The 24,804-nt window shown below is 68.4% G+C and carries 26 protein-coding genes; 19 read left to right on the plus strand and 7 right to left on the minus strand.

Features of this window, described 5'->3' with window-relative positions; genetic code table 11:
- The first annotated feature begins 10 nt into the window (after positions 1-10).
- From RJ05_RS04495 to RJ05_RS04520, 5 genes are all read left to right on the plus strand, one after another.
- Positions 11-202, plus strand: coding sequence for a PspC domain-containing protein (locus RJ05_RS04495; protein WP_036533418.1), 192 nt, complete (start codon positions 11-13; stop codon positions 200-202).
- Positions 203-416: 214 nt separating this feature from the next.
- Positions 417-728 (plus strand): DUF6802 family protein, encoded by a 312-nt coding sequence (locus tag RJ05_RS04500; protein ID WP_036533419.1) that lies wholly within the window; start codon positions 417-419, stop codon positions 726-728.
- Between the two features lie 190 nt (positions 729-918).
- Entirely contained in the window at positions 919-1,239 is a 321-nt protein-coding gene (locus RJ05_RS04505) for a hypothetical protein (RefSeq protein WP_036533421.1), read from the plus strand.
- 5 nt (positions 1,240-1,244) lie between these two features.
- Entirely contained in the window at positions 1,245-2,969 is a 1,725-nt protein-coding gene (locus RJ05_RS29810; protein WP_138445719.1) for a hypothetical protein, read from the plus strand.
- A 43-nt stretch (positions 2,970-3,012) separates the two neighbouring features.
- Entirely contained in the window at positions 3,013-3,417 is a 405-nt protein-coding gene (locus RJ05_RS04520) for a hypothetical protein (protein ID WP_036533425.1), read from the plus strand.
- 285 nt (positions 3,418-3,702) lie between these two features.
- On the opposite strand, the gene RJ05_RS04525 is transcribed toward RJ05_RS04520, so the two are convergent.
- Positions 3,703-4,566 (minus strand): poly(ethylene terephthalate) hydrolase family protein, encoded by an 864-nt coding sequence (locus RJ05_RS04525; protein ID WP_036533427.1) that lies wholly within the window; start codon positions 4,564-4,566, stop codon positions 3,703-3,705.
- A gap of 36 nt (positions 4,567-4,602) precedes the next feature.
- On the opposite strand from RJ05_RS04525, the gene glmS reads away from it, so the two are divergent.
- Positions 4,603-6,486 carry a glutamine--fructose-6-phosphate transaminase (isomerizing) gene (gene glmS, locus RJ05_RS04530; protein ID WP_036533428.1) on the plus strand — a complete coding sequence of 628 codons (1,884 nt, stop codon included), beginning with the start codon at positions 4,603-4,605 and terminating at the stop codon, positions 6,484-6,486.
- A gap of 191 nt (positions 6,487-6,677) precedes the next feature.
- On the opposite strand, the gene RJ05_RS04535 is transcribed toward glmS, so the two are convergent.
- A complete protein-coding gene (locus RJ05_RS04535; protein WP_036533430.1) occupies positions 6,678-7,895 on the minus strand; it encodes an MFS transporter in 1,218 nt (405 codons plus the stop codon).
- Positions 7,896-8,025: 130 nt separating this feature from the next.
- On the opposite strand from RJ05_RS04535, the gene RJ05_RS04540 reads away from it, so the two are divergent.
- Positions 8,026-8,508, plus strand: coding sequence for a MarR family winged helix-turn-helix transcriptional regulator (locus RJ05_RS04540; protein WP_036533431.1), 483 nt, complete (start codon positions 8,026-8,028; stop codon positions 8,506-8,508).
- 3 nt (positions 8,509-8,511) lie between these two features.
- On the opposite strand, the gene RJ05_RS04545 is transcribed toward RJ05_RS04540, so the two are convergent.
- A complete protein-coding gene (locus RJ05_RS04545; protein WP_051016243.1) occupies positions 8,512-8,925 on the minus strand; it encodes a plastocyanin/azurin family copper-binding protein in 414 nt (137 codons plus the stop codon).
- A 60-nt stretch (positions 8,926-8,985) separates the two neighbouring features.
- On the opposite strand from RJ05_RS04545, the gene RJ05_RS04550 reads away from it, so the two are divergent.
- From RJ05_RS04550 to tsaD, 7 genes are all read left to right on the plus strand, one after another.
- Positions 8,986-10,422 (plus strand): NAD(P)H-hydrate dehydratase, encoded by a 1,437-nt coding sequence (locus RJ05_RS04550; protein ID WP_036533433.1) that lies wholly within the window; start codon positions 8,986-8,988, stop codon positions 10,420-10,422.
- Positions 10,423-10,502: 80 nt separating this feature from the next.
- On the plus strand, positions 10,503-11,651 hold the full coding sequence (gene alr, locus RJ05_RS04555) for an alanine racemase (RefSeq protein WP_174343896.1): 1,149 nt from the start codon (positions 10,503-10,505) through the stop codon (positions 11,649-11,651).
- Complete coding sequence (locus RJ05_RS04560; protein WP_036533459.1) at positions 11,648-12,730, plus strand: alpha/beta fold hydrolase; 1,083 nt, start codon at positions 11,648-11,650, stop codon at positions 12,728-12,730. Before alr ends, RJ05_RS04560 begins: the two co-directional genes overlap by 4 nt.
- Positions 12,723-13,196: a tRNA (adenosine(37)-N6)-threonylcarbamoyltransferase complex ATPase subunit type 1 TsaE gene (gene tsaE, locus RJ05_RS04565; RefSeq protein WP_036533436.1), complete on the plus strand. Its 474-nt coding sequence runs from the start codon at positions 12,723-12,725 to the stop codon at positions 13,194-13,196. The genes RJ05_RS04560 and tsaE overlap by 8 nt, the downstream gene beginning before the upstream one ends.
- 161 nt (positions 13,197-13,357) lie before the next feature.
- Positions 13,358-14,080 (plus strand): tRNA (adenosine(37)-N6)-threonylcarbamoyltransferase complex dimerization subunit type 1 TsaB, encoded by a 723-nt coding sequence (gene tsaB / locus RJ05_RS04570; RefSeq protein ID WP_036533438.1) that lies wholly within the window; start codon positions 13,358-13,360, stop codon positions 14,078-14,080.
- A gap of 2 nt (positions 14,081-14,082) precedes the next feature.
- Complete coding sequence (rimI, locus tag RJ05_RS04575; protein WP_085996154.1) at positions 14,083-14,598, plus strand: ribosomal protein S18-alanine N-acetyltransferase; 516 nt, start codon at positions 14,083-14,085, stop codon at positions 14,596-14,598.
- The gene (tsaD, locus tag RJ05_RS04580) at positions 14,595-15,638 is read left to right on the plus strand and encodes a tRNA (adenosine(37)-N6)-threonylcarbamoyltransferase complex transferase subunit TsaD (protein ID WP_036533439.1); all 1,044 of its coding nucleotides are present in this window, start codon (positions 14,595-14,597) and stop codon (positions 15,636-15,638) included. The genes rimI and tsaD overlap by 4 nt, the downstream gene beginning before the upstream one ends.
- Positions 15,639-15,688: 50 nt before the next feature.
- Here the strand turns inward: tsaD and RJ05_RS04585 are convergent, their stop codons facing one another.
- Entirely contained in the window at positions 15,689-17,260 is a 1,572-nt protein-coding gene (locus RJ05_RS04585) for a DUF7159 family protein (protein ID WP_036533440.1), read from the minus strand.
- A 594-nt stretch (positions 17,261-17,854) separates the two neighbouring features.
- Between RJ05_RS04585 and groES the strand changes: the two genes are divergently transcribed.
- Together groES and groL are read left to right on the plus strand one after the other, a co-directional pair.
- Complete coding sequence (groES, locus tag RJ05_RS04590; RefSeq protein WP_014349218.1) at positions 17,855-18,157, plus strand: co-chaperone GroES; 303 nt, start codon at positions 17,855-17,857, stop codon at positions 18,155-18,157.
- A 105-nt stretch (positions 18,158-18,262) separates the two neighbouring features.
- Positions 18,263-19,870 (plus strand): chaperonin GroEL, encoded by a 1,608-nt coding sequence (groL, locus tag RJ05_RS04595; RefSeq protein WP_036533442.1) that lies wholly within the window; start codon positions 18,263-18,265, stop codon positions 19,868-19,870.
- Positions 19,871-20,009: 139 nt separating this feature from the next.
- On the opposite strand, the gene RJ05_RS04600 is transcribed toward groL, so the two are convergent.
- The 3 genes from RJ05_RS04600 to RJ05_RS04610 form a co-directional block, all read right to left on the minus strand.
- Positions 20,010-20,261: an RskA family anti-sigma factor gene (locus RJ05_RS04600; protein WP_036533443.1), complete on the minus strand. Its 252-nt coding sequence runs from the start codon at positions 20,259-20,261 to the stop codon at positions 20,010-20,012.
- Between the two features lies 1 nt (position 20,262).
- A complete protein-coding gene (locus tag RJ05_RS04605) occupies positions 20,263-20,838 on the minus strand; it encodes a sigma-70 family RNA polymerase sigma factor (RefSeq protein ID WP_036533445.1) in 576 nt (191 codons plus the stop codon).
- A 356-nt stretch (positions 20,839-21,194) separates the two neighbouring features.
- The gene (locus RJ05_RS04610; protein ID WP_036533446.1) at positions 21,195-21,488 is read right to left on the minus strand and encodes a WhiB family transcriptional regulator; all 294 of its coding nucleotides are present in this window, start codon (positions 21,486-21,488) and stop codon (positions 21,195-21,197) included.
- Between the two features lie 682 nt (positions 21,489-22,170).
- Between RJ05_RS04610 and RJ05_RS04615 the strand changes: the two genes are divergently transcribed.
- From RJ05_RS04615 to RJ05_RS04625, 3 genes are all read left to right on the plus strand, one after another.
- A complete protein-coding gene (locus RJ05_RS04615; RefSeq protein ID WP_051016241.1) occupies positions 22,171-23,067 on the plus strand; it encodes a hypothetical protein in 897 nt (298 codons plus the stop codon).
- A gap of 162 nt (positions 23,068-23,229) precedes the next feature.
- Positions 23,230-23,808, plus strand: a complete 579-nt coding sequence (locus tag RJ05_RS04620) for a sigma-70 family RNA polymerase sigma factor (protein ID WP_036533448.1) — start codon at positions 23,230-23,232, stop codon at positions 23,806-23,808.
- Between the two features lie 94 nt (positions 23,809-23,902).
- A partial coding sequence (locus RJ05_RS04625; RefSeq protein ID WP_255220916.1) for an anti-sigma-D factor RsdA occupies positions 23,903-24,804 on the plus strand: 902 nt, incomplete at its 3' end.

Below are 24,804 nucleotides of genomic sequence, written 5' to 3' on the forward strand. Positions count from 1 at the left end.
GAGAGTTCCCATGACCGCACCCGCACGCCGTTTCACCCGCTCCACCAGCGACAAGTGGATCGCCGGAGTCTGCGGCGGCATCGCCGAATACTTCGGGTGGAACGCCAATATCGTCCGCCTGGCCTTCGTACTGTCCTGCCTGCTGCCGGGACCGCAGTTCCTGGTCTACCTGGTGCTGTGGATCATCATCCCGAAGAAGTAGGCAGGGGCTTCCGAGCCTCTTGAACGGCGGCCGCGCGGATCATCGCGCGGCCGCCGACTCGTGCAGCCCCATCCGAGCTCGACCGCGACCGCCTCGTCGTCGAATGACAGCGGCCGCAGCGCACTCGACGGCGACCGCGAGCGGATGACAGGATGTAGCCGTCCGCCATTCGGCTGGTGACCGCGCCCCCACGAGCCCCGTTTCAGGAGGAGCCATGATCAGCTCGGGTGAATTCCCCGGCCTCGATCTGCCCGACATCGACGCATCCTCGTCCCTGGACGGCCTAGGGGCCGTCGAACTCAACAGCCCCACCCAGGACATCAACGGCGACGGCATCCTCGACTCCATCACCACCACCGACGACGACGGCATGCACGTCTGGACCGACACCGACCTCGACGGCTACGCCGACCACGTCACCGTGGTGGAGGACGACGGGGACTACGCGGCGTGGGAGTACCACCGGAACCCGGACGGGTCGGGGGAGTGGAGGAAGACCGACGAGGGGCGGTTGGGGGAGAAGTAGGGGCGTTCGGCTGCGCTTGGCCGGCCCCGCCGAGCCCAGTAGATTTCCCCGCAAGCGATCTCGCCGGCGAACCGGGCGAGATCCGATGGAACCGAACCGGGGTCGAGTGCGTCGAAACCTAGTAGACAGCACTCGACCCCGAGCACGGTTCGGGTCGTGAACGAGGAGCAGGGATGGAGGGGACTGGTCGATGACGACGGATTCGGGCTCGACGGTCGGGGTCAAGACCGGTGAGTTGGGGAAGCTGGGGAATGACTTGCGTAGCTCGGCGGCGGTGATCAAAGACCAGGTCAAGAAAGTCGCCGACAATTTGGTCGGTCCGTCGGTGGTTGGTAGGCATTACAGCACCGAAGGCCGCGATATCCAGACCGGTTTGGAAGCTGTAAAGAAATGGTTGGAGGACTGGGCTGAGGCCGGATCCATCTCAGGTGACACAATCGGTGCCAACATTGTGTCCATATCCAATGTAGACGAGCAGAATGCCACGGATACGACCAAGGCTGGGAGCTGATTCCGGTGGCGGAAAATAGGACTTTCTCTGTTCCTGAGGGTGCAAGTGTTAACGAACTGCTAGAGATCGCCACAGGCAGTTTGGTTTACTTTGAGCACTTCGGCCCCCTTTACAAGATGGTCGAGCCTGCCGCCGTTGGAATCCCTGAGTATGGGAAACTAGCTCAACGCCTTGATGAGCAACGCGATCTCGACGAAGGAAAATTTCAGAATGCAGCGGACGCGATAAAGCAGGTTCTCGATAGCACTCGCGAGCAGCTTGGTGTTCAGCAGGGTTATGCGCAGACTCTACCCAATATTTGGCAGGGAGAGGCGGCATCGAACGCTTCATACATGATCGGCCGGCAATTGACGTTGGCTCAGAAAGATATTGAGGTAGTTCAGCACGTATGGGATGCCTTGGACGCTGCGCCTGCGGCACTGCGCGCAGCGGTAAAGATCAAGGCGGATGTGGTTCTCCAGATTCTGGAGCACGGCGTAGAGGCGAGAATCGATGGAAAATCCCGCGATGACGTCCATACCATCATCGAAGGTCGGGAGATGGGTCCTTCTCATGCGATGTGGGGATCTACGGCGCTGAGTAGGTTGCAGGCGATATTTCCTGAGGTCGACGACGGTGTTGGGATGATCGAAAAATGGGGGCAATATGGAACTGCCCTCGTAGGAAATGTTGCTGCTCCGTTTGAAGGTCCGTATCACGAGAAGATGCGGCAACGGTGTAGGGACTGGGTCGATGAAGTCTTTAAGAAAGATTATCCTGACAAGGTTCAGAAGTTCACCGAGGCCTGCGACAAGACCGATGGCCTTGTCAAAGAGGCGTACAAGAAAATAACCGACTCCTTCAAAGGGTTGTCGGAGGAGCCGTACCCATGCCCAACCGCGACTCCGAAGACGAGCACCCCCAGCCAGCCCAGTACACCTAGTACGCCTAGTACACCGAGCACTCCTTCGACCCCAAGTACTCCAAGTACTCCGAGCACGCCGAGTACACCCTCCACCGAGGAAGAGGACGAGGAGTCGACCACCGACTCGCTTGTAACCGGCCTCGCGGCGTTGGCTGATGTTGCGACTGAACTCGCCCCGTTGATCACCACCGTTGCCTCGGCGGTCGGCGACGGGTTGAGCTCGCTGGCAGGGGCGATAACCGAAGGTGTCGACGGCGCATTGCAACAGTTGCAGACCGGTGCCACCGGGCTGGTCGACACCGATGGCGACGGTGTGCCGGATAACGACAAAGACGCTGACGGCAAGCCCGACGAAGACGCGGGACTCGACCTGGCGGGCAAACAGGTCAAGCTGGAAATGGGCCCGGATGGACAACTGAAAATGGTGGTCACAGAACCGGACGGCACCACCACGGACTATAAGGTCGAGCTCAACGAACAAGGTCTGCCCGTGGTGGTCGGTGAGGCTGGCGAAACCGGTGGTGAAAAGGCGGACGGGGAGAAGGCCGAGAACTCCGATCAGAACCAGGGGCAGTCGGGGGGCGCGATGCCGCGCGGCGTGCCTGGTGGTAAACGCGAAGAGGATGGCGAACACAAGTCGCAGAACTACCCCCAGTCAGAGACTGAAGGTATGGATGCTGGGTTCGTGCCAGAGCCGATCCCTGTGCCAGAACAGGAGCCTGTTCCACCCGCACAGCCGCTGCCGCCCCAGCACGTACCGCCGGAGCAGGTACCGCCGCAGCCGTTCGACACCGGCGCGGAACTTTCGGAGGCAGGTCCGTTGTGATGTGCTTCACCGATGTAGGGCGTGAAACTCGGGGAGAACCGTCATGGTGAACTATCGGGCCGAAATGGACCGGATTATCGAAGAAGCCAAGTGGCAGTCTGCGCGTCTGCAGGACGACCTTGCAGAGATAAACCAGCGAACGGCGGCCAAGGGTCAAGAATTAGCTGATCGTTATGCCGTCGAGATGCGCCAGTTCTGGGAAGAAGCGGCAGTCGAACTTGAAAAGCTCGAGGCCGAGTATGAGAAGAACCGTGAGGCGGCTGAGGTTGAAGCCGAGAAAGAGCGACTCGCCGCTGAAGAGCGCGAACGGCTCGAGGCCGAAGCTCGGGAGCAGCGGGAGGCTATCGCTCGGTCGATGCAGGCGCGACGGTCCAAGGATGTGGTCGCGCCGATCGATGAAGACGATGAAGAGGCGCAGTACTACCAGCGGAAGAGTTGGTTGGTCTAGGTAGTCGGCTGCGGGGCGGGGCCGGAAATCCGGCGAGTGGCATGTCGGCGCGGTTAACCCGAGAGGGGCCGCGCTGATGTGTTAGCTGGGTGTGGCGGTCTGGTCGACTTGTATCGATCGTGCTGCCGGGTTCGGAGCCGACGCCTGATCGCAGGGCGGCCGTGAGGAATTCGGGCCAGGGGCGGGGAGACCGAGGATCGACCGCTGGATTGCTGAGGCGGATCAGCCCGGGTGTCGGCGGCCTCGTGCTGGGCGATGCGGGGCGCGGAGGAGCCCCGCATCGCCCTACTTCCGCATCAACGCCACCAACTGCCCCAACTTCGCCGGGCTCGGCTTGTCGATGGGCACCTCGTCGGCGTGGGGGTCGATGAGGTGGGTGTGGGGGATGGAGGCTTCGGGGTCGGCGAAGGCTGCGTAGGTCTTGTCGCCCTGGACGGTGGCGAGCAAGTAGCCGGTGAGCAGCGCTCGCGTGGCTCGGCTGGTCTTGTGTTCGTGCTTGCCCGCGCCGAGCAGGGTCATCAGGTGGCGGCCTTCGGCGAGGCCGTCGGCGGAGGCCTTGTCGATGGTGCGCAGCAACATCGGCCCGCCCCAGGCGGCGGCCAGGGGGACGGCGTTGGAGTTGGTGGAGCGCAGGTCGGTGGCGCCGGCGAGGATGAGGGCGGGGGTGTCGATGTCGGCGGCGATGGACTCGGCGGCGGGGGCGGTGGGGGCCGGGAAGAGGGCGGCTACGGCGGCTACCCGGCGTTGGGCGGCGGCGATGACGGCCGCGCCGGCGCCCATGGCGTGGCCGGCCAGGACCAGCTTGTCGGGGTGGACGCTGATCGCGCCGTCGCCGAGGCGAACGCCGGCGCAGATGTCGAGGGTGGTGAGCAGGTCGGTGGCCAGGCCGACATGCGACGGGATGGGGCCGCGTTCGGTGTCGGGGGCGGCGGCGACGAAACCCCAGGACGCCAGGTGTTCCAGTAGCGACCGGTAGTGGTCGGAGCCGGACATCCAGCCGTGGCCGAACGCCACGGCGGGTAGGTTGCGGCCCGAATCGGGGGTGTACACGACGCCGGGCTGGCCCGCGATGGCCAGGTTGCCGCGCAGCACCCGATGCGGGCCGCGGCTGGTCAGGGTGCTCAGGAGGGATTTCACAGACGCCGACACGACGTGAACGTTATCCGATAAGTACTCTGGTGAGCCATGTGCGGAATCGTGGGGTACGTCGGGTACCGGGATGCTCTCGGCGTCGTCGTCGACGCATTGCGCCGCATGGAGTATCGCGGATACGACTCGGCGGGCGTCGCGATCCTCGACGGAGCGGGCGCCATCGCGGTGGAACGTAAGGCCGGTCGCCTCGCGAATCTGGAGGCTGAGCTGGGCGAAGCCGGTGCGGGCGCGTTCGCGGGCAGCACCGGCATGGGGCATACCCGCTGGGCCACGCACGGCGCGCCGACCGATCGCAACGCGCATCCGCATCGAGACGAGGCGGGCGCCGTCGCGGTGGTGCACAACGGCATCATCGAGAATTTCGCGCCGCTGCGTCGCGAACTCGAAGACGCCGGTGTCGAGCTGCGCAGCGACACCGATACCGAGGTCGCGGTGCACCTGGTCTCGCGGGCCTACGCCGAGGGTCCGACGGCGGGTGATTTCGAGGCGAGCGCGCTGGCTGTGCTGCGCCGCCTGGAGGGCGCGTTCACGCTGGTCTTCACCCATGCCGACCATCCGGACAAGATCATCGCCGCGCGCCGGTCCACCCCGCTGGTCGTGGGCGTGGGCAAGGGCGAGATGTTCATCGCCTCGGACGTGACGGCGTTCATCGAGCACACCCGCGAGGCCGTCGAACTCGGCCAGGACCAGGCGGTGGTGATCACCGCCGACAGCTACCGGGTCACCGACTTCGCCGGCAACGACGCGGGTTCGCGCACCCGGCCGTTCACGATCGACTGGGATCTCGCCGCCGCCGAAAAAGGCGGTCACGACTACTTCATGCTCAAGGAGATCGAGGAGCAGCCCGCCGCGGTCGCCGAAACCCTGATGGGGCATTTCGACACCGGGCAGGGCGGCTCCGGGCGCATCGTGCTCGACGAGCAGCGCCTCGCCGATCAGGAATTGCGTGACGTCGACAAGGTGTTCGTCGTCGCGTGCGGCAGCGCTTACCACTCGGGTCTGCTGGCCAAGTACGCGATCGAGCACTGGACGCGGCTGCCCGTCGAGGTGGAGCTGGCCAGTGAGTTCCGCTACCGCGACCCGGTGCTGGACCGCTCCACGCTGGTGGTGGCGATCTCGCAGTCCGGCGAAACCGCCGACACGCTGGAAGCGGTGCGGCACGCCAAGGAACAGAAGGCGCGCGTGCTGGCCATCTGCAATACCAATGGCGCGCAGATTCCCCGCGAATCCGATGCGGTGCTCTACACCAGGGCCGGGCCGGAGATCGGTGTCGCGTCGACGAAGGCGTTCCTGGCGCAGGTGACGGCCAACTACCTGGTCGGGCTGGCGTTGGCGCAGGCACGCGGCACCAAGTATCCCGACGAGGTGGCACGCGAGTTCGCCGAGCTGGAGGCCATGCCGAAGCTGGTGGCGCGGGTGCTGGAGACGGCGCCGCAGGTGCGGGCGATCGCGCGGGAGCTGGCGAAGGTGCCGACGGTGCTGTTCCTCGGCCGCCACGTGGGGTATCCGGTCGCGCTCGAGGGTGCGCTCAAGCTCAAGGAGCTGGCGTACATGCACGCGGAGGGTTTCGCGGCGGGCGAGCTCAAGCACGGTCCGATCGCGCTGATCGAAGACGGTCTGCCGGTGATCGTGGTGATGCCGTCGCCGAAGGGGCGCGCGGTGCTGCACTCGAAGCTGCTGAGCAATATCCGTGAGATCCAGGCGCGCGGGGCACGCACCATCGTCATCGCGGAGGAGGGCGACGATACGGTGCGCCCGTTCGCCGACGATCTCATCGAGATCCCGTCCGCGCCGACGTTGTTCCAGCCGTTGCTGTCGACGGTGCCTTTGCAGATCTTCGCCGCCGAGGTGGCGCAGGCGCGCGGGTACGACGTCGACAAGCCCCGCAACCTGGCCAAATCCGTCACAGTCGAATAGATCGCCCGACGACAGACGACGACCCGGACCGCTATCGGTCCGGGTCGTCGTCTATCCGCCCGCCGGCGCCCGAGCCCGCGGAGCGTCGAGAGCTACATGGCTGCCGCATCGTGCGAGTAGCCCTCTCGCGCACGTGGCCTCTCGCGGGAGGCCGGTGGCCGCGTGGACTATGGGCTACGGGGCGATGCGTGCTAGCGGACGGGTGCCATGGCCTGGCTGTCGATGGCGGCAGGATCGGCCGTGCCCGGGAGGTTCGGCACGCGCGCGGCACTACGTTCCAGCCTTGCCGACACGACGGCCAACCCCAGCGCGCTCGCGGCGAGCAGCGCGCCCACCCAGTTGGGTGCGGTGTAGCCGAGCCCGGCCGAGATGACGAGACCGCCGAGCCAGGCGGCCAGCGCGTTGCCCAGATTGAAGGCGCCGATATTGATCGCCGAGGCCAGCGTGGGAGCTCCCGCCGCCTGATCCAGGACCCGCTTCTGCAAAGGCGGCACGGTGGCGAAACCGAGCGCACCGATCAGCATCACAGTGATCGCGGCCAGCGGTTTGTTGTGCGCGGTGACGGTGAACAGCGCCAGCACCGCGGCGAGCAGACCGAGCGAGATGTACAGCATCGGCATGAGGTGCCGGTCGGCGTAGCGGCCACCGATGAGGTTTCCCGCGAACATGCCGAGACCGAACAGCACGAGCAGCCAGGTCACCGAGCTTTCGGAGTAGCCGGCCACCTCGGTCATCATCGGCGCGAGGTAGGTGATCGCGGCGAAGACGCCACCGAAGCCGAGGACCGTCATGGCCATGGCGAGCAGCACCTGCGGGTTGGCCAGTGCGGAGAATTCGGAACGCAACCGGGCATCGCGCGGTGCCGGCTGATCGGGGACCAGCGCGACGACGCCGACGAACCCGATCACACCGATCACGGCCACCAGCGCGAAGGTGAGGCGCCAGCCGAACTGCTGGCCGAGCAGGGTGCCGAGCGGCACGCCGACGACGGTCGCGGCGGTGAGGCCGGTGAACATGATGGCGATCGCGTCGGCCTTGCGGTCCGCGGCGACGAGGCTGCCCGCGACCACCGCGCCGATGCCGAAGAACGCGCCGTGTGCGAGTGAGGCGACGATCCGCCCGGTCAGCATGAGCGCGAAGCTGGGCGCCACGGCCGACAGCAGGTTTCCGGCGATCAGTAGCAGCAGCGAAGCGAGCAGCATGCGTTTGCGGGAGACGCGGGTGCCGAGCCCGGTCATCACGGGCGCGCCCGCCACGACCCCGAGCGCGTAGCCGGTGACCAGCAGGCCTGCGGTCGGGATGGACACGGTGTAGTCGGCCGCGATATCGGGCAGCAGCCCCACCACGACGAATTCGGTTGTGCCGATGGCGAACGCCCCGAGGGTCAGGGCGAGCAGGGCGAGCGGCATGGAAACGCCTCCACTGTTGTCTGCGAGCTTTACAGGCGTCGACAATAATTGCGTATGCATTTAATTGCAAGCGCGGGCTATTTCGGAAGTCATCTATCCTGGTGGGCAGATTCCGAAGGAAGGACCATCCATGACCGCCGACGCCGCTCTCACCGGCCTCGCCGATGGCTGGTACGCGCTGTCGCTGCTGCACGACCGGATCGAGGCGCATATCGAACGCGCGTTGCAGACCGGCCACGATCTCAGCGTGCGCGAGTACTCACTGCTGGTGGTGCTGTCCCGGCAGCACGACGGGCCCGGCGGGCACCTGCGGATGAATCAGGTCGCCGAGGCGGTCGTGCTGAGTCAGAGTGCGACGACGCGGCTGGTCTCCCGGCTGGAGGATCGCGGGCTGTTGCAGCGGTACCTGTGCCCGGACGATCGCCGCGGCATCTACACCGACGTCACGCCGGCCGGCCTCGAACTGCTCGACCGGGCCCGTCCCACCCACGACGCGGCGTTGACCAGCGCACTGCAACAGGCGGCCGCGAATCCCGAACTGGCGCCGCTGGTCTCGGCCGTCGAGGCGTTGAACGCCGGCAGTCCGCGCACCCGCGAATATCGTCCGGTGTGAGGTCTACCGCACGGTGATGGTGCCGCGCATCTCCGGATGGATGGGGCACAGGTAGCGGAACGTCCCGGCGGTGGTGAAGGTGTGGCTCCACTCGCCCTCGGTGAACAGCGGGCTGTTGATGCCCATCGCCTTGTCGCCGATGCCCTGCACGCCGTGCACGACGTCGTCGGAGAACTTCCAGGCGACGGTGTCGCCGACGGAGATGGTGAGGTCGGCGGGGGAGAACGTCATGTCGTCGACGTCGACGACGACGGTCTGGGCCTGACCGTCGGCGGCGGGGGCGGAGGTGGCCGCCGAGATCGCGGTGGTTGTCGGCGTGGAGACGGATTCCTCGTCGGAGCCGCAGCCGGACAGTAGCGCCGCCGCGAGGACGAATCCGGTGGCGATGACGGTGGCGTGACGACGCGGCGTAGGCATGATGATCAAGCGTAGTCTGCGGAGGTCGCGGCCCGAGCAACCAGTGGAGGTGCGTGTCCGATGTGTTCGCAGCGGGGTTATTACTCCGTCGACGCGGTCCGGGCGGCCGAGGCGGAGCTGTTCACCAGGGTCGCGGCCGGGGTGCCGATGCGGCGGGCGGCGTACGGGCTGGCGCTCGTCGTCGCAGGAGAATTGCGGGCCCGCACCGGAGGTGTGGCGGGCCGGTCGGTGACGCTGCTGGTCGGCTCGGGCGACAACGGCGGGGACGCGTTGTGGGCGGGGTCGTTCCTGCGGCGCCGCGGTGTGGCGGTCGAAGCGGTGTTGCTGAAACCGGAGCGCGCTCATGCGGAAGGGCTCGCGGCGCTGCGCAAAGCCGGCGGCCGGGTGCGGACGGACGTGGGACGGCCGGACCTGGTGATCGACGGGATCGTTGGCATCTCCGGGCGCGGATCGCTGCGGCCGGACGCGGCAGCGATCGTGTCCCGGATCGAGGCGCCGATCATCGCGGCGGATCTGCCGAGCGGAGTCGATCCCGACACCGGCGCGGTCGACGGTCCGGCGGTGCGGGCACAGGTGACCGTCGCCTTCGGCGCCTGCAAACCCGTGCACGCGCTGGCCGCGGATCGGTGCGGGCGAATCGAGTTGGTACCTATCGGGTTACGGCTACCCGAGCCCGGACTCGCCGCCCTCGAACCGCGCGAGATCGGGGCGAAGTGGCCGGTGCCGGGCGCGACCGACGACAAGTACAGCCAGGGCGTCACCGGCATCTGTGCCGGCAGTGCCGCGTACCCGGGTGCGGCGGTGCTGTGTACCGGGGCGGCCGTGGCGGCGACCTCCGGGATGGTGCGATACGCGGGCAGCGGCGCGGACGAGGTGCTCGCGCACTATCCGGAGGTGGTGGCAGCGCGCAATGTCGCACTTGCCGGCCGGGTCCAGTCCTGGGTGTTCGGCCCCGGATCGGGCACCGATGACGGCGCGTGGGCCCGGATGGCGCAGATCCTGTCCACCGACCTGCCCGTCGTGGTCGACGCCGACGGCCTGACGCTGCTCGCCGAGCATCCCGCCATGGTGCGCGACCGCACCGCACCGACGGTGCTGACCCCGCACGCCGGCGAATTCGCCCGCCTGACCGGGCAGCCGCTGGGCGCCGATCGGGTCGCCGCGGTCGGTGAACTGGCCGAATCGTGGGGGGTGACGGTGCTGCTCAAGGGCCGCGCCACGCTGGTCGCCGAGCCCGGCAAGCCGATCCTGGTGAACGAGGCAGGCGGATCCTGGGCCGCGACGGCGGGTGCCGGTGACGTGCTGTCCGGTGTGATCGGCGCGCTGCTCGCCGCAGGCCGGGAGCCGGGCTGGGCCGCCGCCGCGGCCGCGCGAGTACACGCCCTGGCCGCCAACCTCGCCGCCGCCGAGGGACCGGCCCCCGCGCCGATCTCGGCGACGCCGCTGCTCCATCACTTGCGGGCCGCGATCGGCACATTGCGCGCTGTGGCCGGCTGACGTTCGGCGGCACCCACGGGCCTTTGCCCTCGGCGTATGCCGAAGACCGGGGTGGTCGCCCGTCCCCGACGACCGCGTTGGTGGCAGGATCGGGAATCGTGAATGCGCAAGTGGAGACGGTCGTCGATCTGGATGCCATCGCTCATAACGTGCGGATCCTGCGTGAACACGCCGGCGGCGCCGCGGTGATGATCGTGGTGAAGGCCGACGGCTACAACCATGGCGCGGTCGAGGTGGGGCGGGCCGCGCTGGCGGCGGGAGCGGCCGAGCTCGGCGTCACCACCATCAGCGAAGCGGTGCAGCTGCGCGAGGCCGGGATCACCGCGCCGATCCTGAGCTGGCTCAACAACTCCGACGCCGATTACGGCGCCGCGATCGCCGCCGATATCGAGATCGGCGTGTCCTCGCTGTCGCAGTTGCGCGGTGTCGAGGCCGCGGCGCGGCGGCTCGGGCGGACGGCGACGCTGACCCTCAAGGTCGACACCGGCCTCAACCGCAACGGCGTCTCGGTCACCGAATACCGTGACGTCCTCACCGCGCTGCGTGGCCTCGTCGACGAGCAAGTGGTGCGCTTCCGCGCGATCTTCTCCCATCTCGCGCACGCCGACGAGCCGCACCATCCGATCATCGACGTCCAGCGCGACCGCTTCGTCGAGGCCATCGCCACCGCGAAGGAATACGGCCTGGAACCGGAGATCAGGCACCTGGCCAACTCGGCCGCCACGCTGACCCGCCCCGACCTCGCCTTCGACATGGTGCGCCCGGGCATCGCGGTCTACGGCCTGTCGCCGGTCCCGGAACTGGGCGATTTCGGTCTGCGCCCGGCCATGACCTTCCAAGCGCAGGTCTCGCTGATCAAACAGGTCGCCGCCGGTGAGGGTGTCTCCTACGGCCACGAATGGATCGCACCGCACGACACCACCGTCGCGCTCATTCCCGCCGGATACGCCGACGGCGTCGCGCGCAAGCTCGGCGGGCGCTTCGAGGTCTGGGTGCGCGGTGCGCGCCGGCCCAGTATCGGGCGGGTGTGCATGGATCAGTTGGTCGTCGACCTCGGCGAGAACCTCGACGGCGTCACCGAGGGCGACACCGCGGTCCTGTTCGGCACCGGCGAAAACGGACAACCACACGCCCAGGAATGGGCCGATCTGCTCGAGACCATCCACTACGAAGTGGTGTGCTCGCCCCGGGGCCGGGCGGTCCGGCGGTTCCGAGGCGGCCCGCGGTGACCAAACGGAAAGTGACCGTCCTTCGTGGCGGTATGGCGACCGCGGGCCTGGTCGCGGCGTTGGCCGGAGTGCACGCGCTGCGCCGGGCGGGGGCGCGGGTGCTGGTGCCGGTGAGCCCGGACCCCTATCGCGGCGAGGACTTCTCGCTGATCGATGCCGACCCGGCCGACGAGGTCCTCGCCGACGACGGTGTAGCCCTGGCCACCCGCGAATGCGGTCCCGCCGATGCCCCCGTCACCGTCGTCTTCGTACACGGCTTCTGCAACACCATGGAGTCGTTCCACTTCCAGCGTCGTCATCTCGAGCAGCGCTGGGGTCCGCGGGTGCGGATGGTGCTGTTCGATCTGCGCGGGCACGGGCGTTCGGGAGTGCCGGAGACCGACAGTTGCACGGTCCGTCAGCTCGGCCGCGACCTGGTGCGTGTCATCGAGGCGAAGGCGCCGGACGGGCCACTGGTGCTGGTCGGGCATTCGCTCGGCGGGATGGCGATCCTGGCCGCGGCGGCGCAGTATCCGCAACTGTTCGAGCAGCGGGTGGCGGGGGTGGCGTTGCTGTCGACGGCGGCGGCCGAAGTGGCCAGTGCGGGGCTGGGCCAGCTGTTGCGCAATCCCACCGTCGACGGTTTCCGGATGGCGGTGCACACCGCGCCGGCGCTGGTGCAGACCGGGCGGATGACGGCCAAGCATGTCATCGCGCCGATCCTGCACGTCAGCTCCTTCCACGGCTCGGTGAGCCCGACCCTGTCGCGGTTCGCCACCCTGATGATCGACCGCACTCCCGTGGAGACGATCGTCAAGTTCCTGAAGGCGATCGAGCTGCACGACGAATCGGCCGCGCTGCCGGTGCTCGCCGATATCCCGGTGCTGATCATGGGCGGCAAACACGATCTGGTGATCCCGTTCCGCAACTCCCGCGCGCTCGCCCGTGAGCTGCCGCGGGCCGAACTCGTGGAGCTGCCGGAAGCCGCGCACATGCCGCAACTGCAGTTCGCCGATCTGGTCGACGCCGCCCTGGACCGGCTGCTGCTGCGCGCGGGCGTCGTCGCCGCGACCGACACACCGGAGGTGGCCGATGACTGAACACCGACGCACCCTGCCCACCGTGGCCGACACCGAAGCACTCGGCCGGGAACTCGCCGCGGGTCTGGTCGCGGGCGATCTGGTGGTGCTCGACGGTCCGCTCGGCGCGGGCAAGACCGCGCTGACCCGAGGCATCGCCGACGGGCTCGGCGTACAGGGGCGGGTCAGCTCGCCGACGTTCATCATCGCGCGCAGGCACCGCGCCGGCGAGCGCCGCGGTGCGGCTCCGGTGGCGCTGGTGCACGTCGACGCCTACCGGCTCGGCGGCGGGCTGGACGAGCTCGACGCCCTCGACCTCGACACCGATCTGCATGACGCGGTGGTCGTCGTCGAATGGGGTGGCGGCGTCGTCGAGCACCTCACCGACCGTCATCTGCGGGTGCGGCTGGCCCGCGAACCGGAGTCGGAGGTGCGTGTCGCGACCTGGGAATGGATCAAGCGCTCGGCCGATCCCGCGGAAGGCTAGCGGCCTACTCGAGCCACCGGCGGCGGTGGTTCGGACACCCGCGGCTGCCCGGCAGGGCTGTGACGTGGGCAACCTCGCCGGAGGCACGCGCACACGGCTGCGCGCCGCGACCCTCATGGCTGCGCGGCGCGTGGGGACCAACCGGTATCGTTGGGCCAATCATGCTTGTACTTGCTGTCGACACCGCGACGCCCGCCGTTACAGCGGGATTGGTGGAATTGGAGCAGTCCGCGGCCGGTGCCGAGGCACCGGCCGACGTGCGCACCATCGCCGTCCGGGTGCGGGTCGACGCCCGCGCCCACGCCGAGGTGCTCACCCCGCAGATCCTCGAATGCCTCACCGAGGCAGGGCGATCCAGGACCGATATCGCGGCCGTTGTGGTCGGCGTCGGCCCAGGACCGTTCACCGGATTACGGGTCGGCATGGCCACCGCGGCCGCCTTCGGTGACGCCCTCGGCATCCCGGTGTACGGCGTGTGCAGCCTCGACGCCATCGCCGCCGACGGCGCCCGCGACCTTGCTCCAGGAGCGGAGCTGCTCGTGGTCACGGACGCGCGCCGCCGGGAGGTGTACTCGGCGCGCTACCGCGAGGACGTGCCGTGGACGCTCGGTGGCATCGGCCGTCGGGTCGCAGGCCCCGAGGTCGGCAAGCCGGCCGAGCTGGACACCGAGAAGGCCACCGTCATCGCGGGCTCGGCCTCCCACGTCGACCTGTTCGACCTGCCGGTGCTTCCGGTGGAGACGCCGTCACCGGCCGGTCTGGTCCGGGTCGCCGCACCGCAGGTGCTGGCGCGGGCCGTGCCGGAACCGCTGGTCCCGCTGTATCTGCGCAGGCCCGACGCGGTCGAGCAGAGCTACCGCACCCTCGATCGGACAGGGGCGTAGCCGTGGGCATCCGCATCGAACCGATGACGGTCGCCGATATCGACCGCTGCGTGGAACTCGAGCAACTGCTGTTCCCCGAAGACGATCCGTGGCACGCGGTGTCGTTCCGGTCGGAGCTCGCGGCAGGCCACAACCGCTACATCACCGCCCGCGACGAGGACGGCCAGATGGTCGGCTACGCGGGCATCGCCCTGCTCGGCGACAACGAGCATCCGGAGGCCGAGGTGCACACCATCGGTGTCGACCCGCAATGCCATCGCGCGGGTATCGGCACGAAGCTGCTGGAAGCGCTGCTGGCCGAGGCCGGGGCGCGCGGTGGGCCGGTGTTCCTCGAGGTGCGCACCGACAACGCCGCGGCCATCGCGCTCTACGCCAAGCACGGCTTCCACATCATCGGCCTGCGCAAGAACTACTACCACCCCAGCGGCGCCGACGCCTACACCATGCGCAGGCCCGCGTTGTCGTCGGCGGGCGCGCAGTGGGGCGAGGCTAATCGACCGGATGAGGTGCTGTCGTGATCGTCATGGGTATCGAGAGTTCCTGCGACGAAACCGGTGTCGGCATCGTGCGGCGCCACCCGGACGGCACATGTGAACTGCTGGCCGACGAGGTGGCCTCGAGCGTCGACCAGCACGCCCGTTTCGGCGGTGTGGTGCCCGAGATCGCCTCGCGCGCGCATCTGGAGGCCATCGTGCCCGCGATGCGGCGGGCGTTGTCGAGTGCGGGCATCGTCGCCCCCGACGCTCTCGCGGTCACCATCGGCCCCGGACTCGCCGGTGCGCTGCTGGTGGGAGTCGCCGCCGCCAAGGCCTACGCCGCGGCCTGGGATGTGCCGTTCTACGCGCTCAACCACCTCGGCGGGCACGTCGCGGTCGACACGCTCGAACACGGTCCCATGCCGCCGTGCGTGGCGCTGCTCGTATCGGGCGGGCACACGCACCTGCTGCACGTCACCGATCTGGCGGAGCCGATCGTGGAGTTGGGCAGCACCGTCGACGACGCGGCGGGCGAGGCGTTCGACAAGGTCGCGCGGCTGCTCGGCCTCGGCTTCCCGGGCGGCCCCGCGCTGGACGCGGCCGCCCGCTCCGGCGACCCGAAGGCCATCGCGTTCCCGCGCGGCATGACCGGCCCACGCGATCCCCGCTACGACTTCTCGTTCTCCGGGTTGAAGACCGCGGTGGCCCGCTATGTCGAGGCGGCGCAACGCGATGGGGTGGCGACCGAGGACCTGCCGATCCCGGATATCGCGGCCTCGTTCCAGGAGGCGGTCGCCGACGTGCTCACCATGAAGGCCGTGCGCGCAGCGCAGGACGTCGGCGTCGGCACGCTGGTGCTCGGCGGCGGTGCGACGGCCAATTCCCGGATCCGGTCGCTGGCCGAAGAGCGTTGCGCGGCGGCGGGTTTGGAGCTGCGGGTGCCCAAGCCGCGGTTGTGCACCGACAACGGGGTGATGATCGCGGCGCTGGGCGCCCACGTGATCGCGGGGGGAGCGCAGCCCTCGCCGTTGACCGTGGCGACCGATCCGGGGCTGCCGGTGTCGGTCAGTCAGGTGTCCTGAGGCGCATTCGCTGCCTGTGTCCTGGGCGCACCCGGTGTATGCCGGCTCGCTCAGTGCGCAGGTGCGGTCGGCTGCCCGTCCGATGATCCTGTGCCGGCCCGGGGGATCGGCACGCGGCCCTGCGCGGGTGCCTGAGCCGGTGGACCGCTCGGCCGTACGGTGGTCGGCGCGGCACCCGGTGTCGGTGTGCCGCTGGGGGTCGGCGCTGTGTCGGCGCCTTCGCGGCCCGTCTCGGGAGCGGCCCCCGAACCCGATGGCGCGGTGGTGCTGGGCGGGAACAGCGGGCCGAGCAGCTCGGGCAGCTCCGGGAACGGGATGGACGGCAGGTTCGGGTCGGGACGCAACGTCGGCTGGGTGGACGAGGGGCGCGACGTGGTCGGTGCGACACCGGTGGTGCTCGGCACCTGATCGGGGCTGGGGCTCGGGGCGATGGTGGTGCCGGTGGGACGGACCGGGTTTTCACGCTCGCCGTCGGTGGTGGCGCTGCCGGGGACCGCGGGCGGGTAGGACGTCATCGTCGGCGGTAGCTCGGTGCTGCTGGTGGTGCCCGCGGGGGAGACCTCCTCGCCGGAGGTCGGGGCGAGCGCCTTTACCCCGTACCCGATGACCAGCCCGACGACGACGATCGCACCGGCCAGCGTGCCGACGACCTTGGTGAAGGTCCCCACCGGCGCGTCCGAGGCGAGCGCGGCGACCGCGCCCGCGGCGGGCTGGGTCTCATCGGCGACCAGGGCGGCGCCCTTGGCGATGACGGCGTCCGGATCCGGGACGGTGAGCACCGGGATGTCGAGTTCGTGCTGGAGGGTGTCGACCACCGCGGGAACGTTGGCGCCGCCGCCGATGACGCACACCGCTTCCGGGCGCTCGGGTGCGCGCCCGAAGGTGACCGCGGTGAAGGCGGCCAACTCGCGCAGCTGATCGGCGATCAGTTCTTCGAAATCGGTGCGGGTGAGCTTGAGTGGGCGCCCGGCCACGTGGTCGATGGTGACCGCAGGCGCGACGGACAGGTGCTCCTTGGCGGCGCGGCCCCGGTTGGTGAGCATGGTCCGGTTGGGGCGGGTGCCGCGGCGGGCGTAATGGGCGTCGACCAGATGGTGGTAGATGAGTTCGTCGATGGCGTTGCCGCTGACGGTGGTGGTGCGCGCCGAATGCAGTACGGTGCCGTCGGCCTGGGTGGCGACGGTGACGGTGACCCCGGACGCGCCCATGTCGACCAGCGCGACGGTGCGGTACCGGTCGACCAGGCCGGTATGGCGTAGGTAGGCGAGCGCGGCGGTGGCCTCCGGCACCAGCTGGAGCTCGTGCTGCTTGCCGGTGGCCGAGCGGATGGCCTGGGCCTGGGCCTTGCTGCGGTAGGCGACCGCGACGGCGGTCGGCGGGCTGCTCAGCGCCGCGTCGAGCTCGAAGGCCTTGGTGCCCGCGTAGCCCGTATCGTGCGGATGGGTCGTCGGCAGCTGGGTGGTCATCAGCTCGATCGACGAGGCGACCAGATCGCCGAGATCGGAATGGGCGTCGGCCGACACCACGCGGTAGTCGAAGCTTTGGGCTCCGTTGCCTGCGGTGGCGACGAGCGCCGAGCACACCACCTCGTTCCCGGCGGAGATACCGAGGGATGTTCGCATGTTCACCTCCCTTCGAGCGGATGGTCCTGGTGTCGGGCGACCATCTCGAATGGACTCCCGGAGCACCGTGTGGATGACGATCGAACCGGGTTCGCTATCCGGGGCCGTCTCGTTGCCTGGTGGGCGCCGGGACGGGTGGATCAGGTGTTGCTTGGCTCTTCTGTGCAGCTGGCCGGATCGTTCGTGACGGCCTGTCGTTCGCCGGGACGCCGGTTCGTGATGAACCCGGCGGCCGCCGAGCGACCGTCGTCCATACTGTCACAATCCGTTATCCGAACGTTACAGATTTTGTGAAGTAATAGGAAGCCCTCGAGGCCGGGGGCGCGCCGAATGTATAGATCGGCCCTGCGCTGCGGCGATGACTGTGATGACGATCCGGCGAATTGGCACAGCCCGCCCTTGAGCGCTGGCACTCTCGTGTATAGAGTGCTAGTGGCGCTGTGTGATGTGTGTGCCAGTGCCAGTTCGACTACTGAGCAGGTCCCGGCACCCGCGACGACGGGGCTGTGCGCAGGCGTCGGCATCGTGACCGAACCGATGGTCCGGGACAACAGTCCCGGACGACCGTTATCCCCTGAAAGTGGAGGGCTCAACGTGGCGAGCGTGAACATCAAGCCGCTCGAGGACAAGATCCTCGTCCAGGCCAACGAGGCCGAGACGACGACGGCCTCCGGCCTGGTCATCCCGGACACGGCGAAGGAAAAGCCGCAGGAGGGCACCGTTGTCGCCGTCGGCCCCGGCCGGTGGGATGAGGATGGCGAGAAGCGCATCCCGCTGGATGTCCAGGAGGGCGACACCGTCATCTACAGCAAGTACGGCGGCACCGAGATCAAGTACCAGGGTGAGGAATACCTGATCCTGTCCGCGCGCGACGTGCTGGCTGTCGTCAGCAAGTAAGTCATCGCTGCGCATGGCGTTCCGCCCCGGTGTCGACCGCTGACCCCGGGGCGGAGTGCGTTCCGCGCACTGTGACAGCGCACCGAAACACAGGAGCGAACACATATGGCAAAGCAGATCGAGTTCGACGAGAAGGCTCGCCGGGCTCTCGAGCGCGGTGTCGACAAGCTCGCCGACGCGGTCAAGGTCACCCTCGGCCCGCGCGGCCGGCACGTCGTGCTCGCCAAGGCGTTCGGTGGCCCGACCGTGACCAACGACGGTGTCACCATCGCGCGCGACATCGATCTCGAGGACCCGTTCGAGAACCTCGGCGCTCAGCTGGTCAAGAGCGTCGCCACCAAGACCAACGATGTCGCCGGTGACGGCACCACCACCGCCACCGTGCTGGCCCAGGCCCTGGTGCGCGCCGGACTGAAGAACATCGCCGCGGGCGCCAACCCGATCGCGATCGGCTCCGGCATCGCCAAGGCCGCCGACGCCGTCTCCGAGGCCCTGCTGGCGCAGGCCACCCCGGTCTCCGGCGAGCAGGCCATCGCGCAGGTCGCCACCGTCTCCTCGCGCGACGAGGAGATCGGCGAGATGGTCGGCAAGGCGCTGACCACCGTCGGCAAGGACGGCGTGGTCACCGTCGAGGAGTCCTCGACCCTGCAGACCGAGCTCGTGGTCACCGAGGGTGTCCAGTTCGACAAGGGCTACCTCTCGCCCTACTTCGTCACCGACACCGACACCCAGCAGGCCGTGTTCGAGGACGCCTACGTCCTGCTGCACCGGGAAAAGATCAGTTCGCTGCCCGATTTCCTGCCGCTGCTGGAGAAGATCGCCGAATCCGGCAAGCCGGTGCTGATCATCGCCGAGGACGTCGAGGGCGAGGCGCTGTCCACCCTGGTGGTCAACGCGATTCGCAAGACGATCAAGGCCGTCGCGGTCAAGGCGCCGTTCTTCGGTGACCGCCGCAAGGCCTTCCTCGACGACCTCGCCGTCGTCACCGCCGGCACCGTGGTCAACCCCGACCTCGGCATCAACCTGCGGGAGGCCGGACTCGAGGTGCTCGGCAAGGCCCGCCGCGTCGTCGTCACCAAGGACGACACCACCATCATCGATGGTGCGGGCACCGCCGAGGACATCGCGGCCCGCGGCGCCCAGCTGCGTCGCGAGATCGAGGCGACCGATTCCGATTGGGATCGGGAGAAGCTCGAGGAGCGGCTGGCCAAGCTGGCCGGTGGCGTCGCGGTGATCAAGGTCGGCGCGGCCACCGAAACCGCCCTCAAGGAGCGCAAGTACCGGGTCGAGGACGCGGTCAGCGCGGCCAAGGCGGCGGTCGAGGAGGGCATCGTCCCCGGCGGCGGCACCGCGCTGGTGCAGGCAAGCACCAAGCTGGTAGAGCTGCGCGATTCGCTGTCCGGCGACGAGGCGGTCGGCGTCGAGGTGGTGCGCCAGGCGCTGCGCGCGCCGCTGTTCTGGATCGCCACCAACGCGGGCGTCGACGGCTCGGTCGTGGTCAGCAAGGTCGCCGAGGGCAAGGAAGGCTTCAACGCCGCCACCCTCAGCTACGGCGATCTGCTCACCGACGGTGTCGTCGATCCGGTGAAGGTGACTCGTTCGGCGGTGATCAACGCCGCGTCGGTGGCGCGGATGGTGCTCACCACCGAAAGCGCGATCGTCGACAAGCCGGCCGACGAGGGCGACGATCACGGGCACGGCCACAGTCACTGACAGGCAGGCCGCGGCCTTCGGGTTGATCGAGCGGACCGTTCATGTCCCCGCGGACGTGAACGGTCCGTTCGTCTTTCGACCGTTCGAGCGCGGGACGCGGGATACCGCAAGAGAATCCGGGCCGACGCCCGGGAAGAAGTCAGGAAGCGACCGGCGGCTGCTCCGCGGCGATCGCGGTGAGCAGCCGCCCGCGCAGCGCCGCCGGCGGCTGAACAGCCGTGGCGGCGGCGAGCGCTCCGAGGGCCTCCCTGGTGAAGTGCACCTCGGTGATGAACTCGGCACGCCGAGCGGGGTCTTCACTGTCGAGCAGTTCTTGTACCGCTTGATGGTCTTCGTCGTCGATCGATCCGAGCGCGACGGTGTGCGCGAGATCGATCTGGCGTTCGTTCATCTCACGTCACCCCCAAACTTTTCTTCAGTCGTGTCAATCCGTCCCGAATTCGGGACTTAACGGTCGGTAACCCTACGCCCAGATGGCTGGCCACCTCGGCGTAGGTTCGCCCGCCGTAGTAGGCGAGCGAGATGGCCTCCCGCTGCGTCTCGGTGAGGGCACCGAGACTGTCGAGGACGGCCTGCTGTTCGAATTTACGCTCGACCTCCTCGGTGACCTCGTCGAAGTCGTTGCCGAGAACCCGTATCCCGTAAGCGACTTCGCGTTGGGTATGGGCCTGCTCGGCCCGCACCCGGTCGACGGCGCGGCGATGGGCCAGCGTCATCAGCCAGGTGGCGGCCGACCCCTTGTCCGGATCGAAACTCGCCGCCGTTCGCCAGACCTGGAGATAGACCTCTTGTGCGGTCTCCTCCGCATAGCCCGGGTCATGGAGGACGCGCAACACCAGACCGTAGACGCGCGCACACGTTCGGTCGTAGAGCTCGGCGAAGGCTTCCTGGTCGGACTGGCCACACCGATGTAAAAGCGCGGCGAGTTCGATGCTTTCAGCTGCGCGTGCCGAGACCGCAGATTCCACACTGAGTGGAAAGGCTTCTCCACGGAACGAGTCGCCCTCTGCGGCCGGCGGCCGCGTTGTCACAACGCTCCATTCTGTGTCATCGGTCACTACCGTAGCGTGCCGCTATCGGATTCGCTCGGCAGGGGCCCTGTGTGGCAGCGTGCGTTTCGACGCCGACAGGCGCACTCGGTGGTGACCGAGGGCCTGACGGGCGTTGTCGTGCGTACGAGCCGAACGACCGTGTGCCGGCGCGCGACTCGACCGATAGTGCTGTCAGCAGTTGTTGCTAGGAATTCGGCGCCCTGCGCGATGCGGATGGGAAGGGATTCGTAATCCGTCGCGAACGCCGACGTGTGCGGGTGACCAGCGGCGACTCAGACCGCCATCCGGCGCCGATTGCGCCGGGCATGCATCTCCCGCTCGGTCTCGGACATGCCGCCCCAGATGCCGTAGGGCTCGCTCACTTTGAGGGCATGGCTGCGGCACTGCATCAGTACCGGGCAGCTGTGGCAGATCTCTTTGGCGCGCATCTCGCGCGCGGTCCGGGCGCGGCCGCGCTCGCCGTCGGGATGGAAGAACACCGCGGAGTCCACACCGCGGCAGGATCCGCGCATCTGCCAATCCCAGACATCGGCGTTCGGTCCGGGAAGGTGGGTGGGCATGGGCATGTGTGAACTCCTCGTGGTGCGAGCTCGTCGACGTTGTCGAGCAGGTGGTCTGCAACTTCTCCCGGCGCGGAAAGTGATCCGGCCGAGCACATTCCGGCCACGGTGCGGCGTGTGTCGTCCGAGAGCCCGCCAATGATGGTCGCTGCAATTTCGCGCGGCGCCGTCCGTGGCGATGAGTTACGTTAGGTCCCGGCGCGAATTTCCGTCAATAGTTCGGCGCAGCGGTTTCTCAAATGTTCAGCGGCTAAATTTAACCTCGGCACTGTTTACTTTTAACGTTCCTTCCGGCGATAATGGCCGGTTGGCTCGGGAGTCGTGTGCCGACAGGTGTTCGGTGTCCGTGAATTCGTGCAGGTGGCAGCGGTGTTCGGGGCGCTGTATCGATAGTCGAGCGATCGTCGCCCGGCCGGCGTTGCCGGTGCGCTCCGCCGGGGGAGCGATCCGGGCAGGGGGAGATGGCGATAACGGGGCGCGCGGGTTAATTGCGCGAAACGCATATGAATTCGAGGGGTGCATGCCGGCCGATTGCCGGGGTGAGTTTTACCTGATGGAAACATGACGCGTACCGACACATTCGATTCTCTGTATGCGTCACGCGCAAAAGAAGGCTGAACGGTTGCTCGCGCACCGCGTGCCTCGCCGGAGTCGGCGCAGGTGGTACCGGGCGGGATAGGGTGCGGCCGTGTTCGCACCGGTTCCTTCCCTCGACCCGCACGCCGCGCTGCTCGCCGACGCCGCCTTCGGCGCCTGCCCCGGAACGGCAGCTGCCGAGTTGCCGGCCGCCCGCGATGCTCGCGAAGCCTGGCTGCGCGCGGTGGCGCTGGGCGGTCAGGGCCGATACGCCGCCGCCCGCGCCGAGCTGCGGGGGTTGACGATCCACCGGGCCGACCCGGTGCTCGCGTCCCTCGCCGCCGCGACCCGCGGCTCGCTGCTGCGTCAACTGGGCTGGCATGCCGTGGCGTCCGGGCACGACGGGGCGGCCGCGGCTCTCGTCCTGCCCGGCCTGGCCGAGGAGCAGTCGGCGGGCGGGCGCGGCCCTGGCCGCCTCGACGCCGCCTGCGACGCGCTGACCGGGCTGGCCGCCGACGCCCTCGGCACCGGACGCACCGATCTCGCCGCCGATCTGCTCGCCCGGGTGCGCACCCTGCTCGACGAGGCCGCCGAGGCCGCCGAGACCCCCGGCCCGGACCGGCTGCGGCTCGCGATCCGGCTGCACTGGGTGAGCGCCGAGACGGCCTTCGCGGCCGGGCGCTCCGCCGCGGCCCTACCGCATGCCGAGGCCGCGCTCGCCCTCGCCGAACAAAGTCCTTCGGTACGGCATCGGGTGAAATCGCGGCTGTTGCTCGCTGCCGCCACCGCCGCCGTCGGGTCCGCTGACCGGGCCGGCGAGCTCGCCGAGACCGTCGCCGCCGAATGTCGTGAGCACGGGCTGCTGCCGCTGCGCTGGGCCTGTGCCATGTTGCGGACCGGAGTGGCGGTGCGTGATATCGATCGCACTGCGGCACAGCGCGAGGCGGCCGAATGCGCCGCCGCCATCGAACGGCTCGGTGGGCGCTTCCGTCCGGCCGCCGCAGGCTGACATTCACCGCATGCTCCGATCTGCCCGGTCGGCAGCCGGTTGACGACGCAGATGCCCGGTTCGGCAACGGGTGTCGCTATTGTTAGATCCGTTCCGCTACACCCGCGGAAGCATCGGCCGATACCGGCCGTGCCACTTGTAACGCCAGGAAAATCTCTGACGATGACGCACACGGGCGAAGAGTTGGACCTCGCCGTCGCTGCCGCTGCGCAGGGCGACAGATCCGCTCTAGCTCAGGTACTGGAGTTGATCCGCCCGCTGGTGATGCGTTATTGCCGCGCACGGATCGGAGCTGCGGAGCGTGGATCGCTATCCGCGGACGACGTTGCGCAGGAGGTCTGTCTGGCGGTCATGACAGCTCTGCCCAGGTATCAAGACCAGGGCAGGCCCTTCATGGCCTTCGTATACGGAATCGCTTCGCACAAGGTCGCCGACGCTCATCGCAACGCCTCACGTAACAAGGCGGAGGCGATGGCCGAAGTACCAGATGTCATATCCACCGACCACGGGCCGGAGCAGCGCGCTCTCGAATCGGAAACGAGCAGGCAGATGAACCGTTTGCTTGCCACGCTTCCGGAAAAGCATCGAGAGATCCTGATCCTGCGCTTGGTCATGGGTTTGTCGGCAGAAGAAACCGCGACCGCCGTGGGCAGTACGGCGGGAGCTATACGAGTAGCCCAGCACCGGGCACTCGCGAAATTGAAGTCACAAGTGGCGAGGGCAGGTGAAATGTATGGCTAGGGATGGCGGGCGCGGTCGGGGTGACTGGAGGGCGCGACGTGGATCGCGAGACAGCGGTCCCTACGCCGAGGGGTCCTCTGGCGACAACGCTCCGGTGGACATCGCGGCGGTACGCCGCGACGACGCGCTGATCGATGCCATCGCCAGCGACGGGCCGGTCCAGACCGACAGCACCGAAGAGTTCCAGCTGGCGGCTTTGCTGGCCGACTGGCGGGCAGAGATCATCGCACCACCGATTCCGGATGCTCCGGATCTCGACACGGTGGTGGCGGCGGTCAATCAGGAAATCGGCGCGCGCCAGGCGCGGGTCGGTGCCAAGGCGGGTGGCCGGCTGCGGCTGGTGCGCCCGATCGCGGGCACCGCTGCGGCCTTGGCGCTGGTGTTCGGCGGTATGACGGCCTTTTCTTATAACGCCGAGCCCGGTGATCCGCTGTGGCGGGTCAAGGAAGTGGTGTTCAGCGAGCAGGCCCAGTCGACCGTGGTGCAGCGCGCCGACGACGATCTGGCCGCGGCGCAGGAGCTGATCGAGCAGGGCAATCCCGAACGGGCCAGGGCCCGGTTGGCGCAGGCGTCGACCAACGCGACCCAGGTCGACGATCCGGCCAAGCGCGGGGTTCTGATGGAGCGCTGGCAGCAGCTGCTCGACGAGCTACGCAAGGTGTCGCCGGAGGCGGCCGCCCAGCTCGAGCAGACCACGCGTCCGGGCGGCGTCACGACGACACCCAACGAGACCGCACGTCCGGGTTCGCCCGAGACCACACGTCCGGGTGGCGTCGGCGGCGACAGCGGCAGCACCGCACCAACGATCATGGGTGTCGACCCAACGGTGTCGGGTACCAAGCCGCCGGTGACCACAGCACCGGACACGACAGCACCGACCAATCCGCCGACAACCGGCCCGCAAGACACCGGCGTTCCGCCGACCGTCGAGCCGACCACGCCGCCGGAGACCACGCAGCCGCCGGTGACGCCGACCACGGTGTCGCAGTCGACCAT

The sequence above is a fragment of the Nocardia cyriacigeorgica NBRC 100375 genome (assembly GCF_000308555.1).
In the GTDB taxonomy this organism is placed as follows: domain Bacteria; phylum Actinomycetota; class Actinomycetes; order Mycobacteriales; family Mycobacteriaceae; genus Nocardia; species Nocardia cyriacigeorgica.